Origin of the sequence: Streptomyces sp. H51 (genome assembly GCF_035656535.1) — a bacterium.
GTDB lineage: Bacteria > Actinomycetota > Actinomycetes > Streptomycetales > Streptomycetaceae > Streptomyces.
In genome coordinates, this window is the sequence record NZ_JAYMHD010000035.1 from 1 (window position 1) to 637 (window position 637).

Below are 637 nucleotides of genomic sequence, written 5' to 3' on the forward strand. Positions count from 1 at the left end.
GGAGGTCGTCGCGTTCGCGCGGGAGCACGGCCTGCCCATCGCGATCAAGGCCGCGTTCGGCGGCGGCGGCCGCGGCCTGAAGGTCGCCCGCACCTTGGAGGAGGTGCCCGAGCTGTACGACTCGGCGGTGCGCGAGGCGGTGGCCGCCTTCGGCCGCGGCGAGTGCTTCGTCGAGCGCTACCTCGACCGCCCCCGCCACGTCGAGACGCAGTGCCTGGCCGACAAGCACGGCAACGTCGTCGTGGTCTCCACCCGCGACTGCTCCCTGCAGCGCCGCCACCAGAAACTCGTCGAGGAAGCCCCCGCCCCGTTCCTGTCCGAGAGCCAGGTCGCCGAGCTGTACCGGGCCTCCAAGGCCATCCTGAAGGAAGCCCGCTACGAAGGCGCCGGCACGTGTGAGTTCCTCGTCGGCCAGGACGGCACGATCTCCTTCCTGGAGGTCAACACCCGCCTGCAGGTCGAACACCCCGTCACCGAGGAAGTCGCCGGCATCGACCTGGTCCGCGAGATGTTCCGCATCGCCGACGGCGAGGAACTCGGCTACGACGACCCGCCCCTGCGCGGCCACTCCTTCGAGTTCCGCATCAACGGCGAGGACCCCGGCCGGGGCTTCCTGCCCGCCCCCGGCACCGTCACC

Annotated in this window: 1 pseudogene; it reads left to right on the forward strand. The window is 71.4% G+C overall.

The features are described 5' to 3' along the window. A pseudogene (locus VKA29_RS10545) lies at positions 1 to 637 on the forward strand (acetyl-/propionyl-CoA carboxylase subunit alpha); the annotation flags it as partial.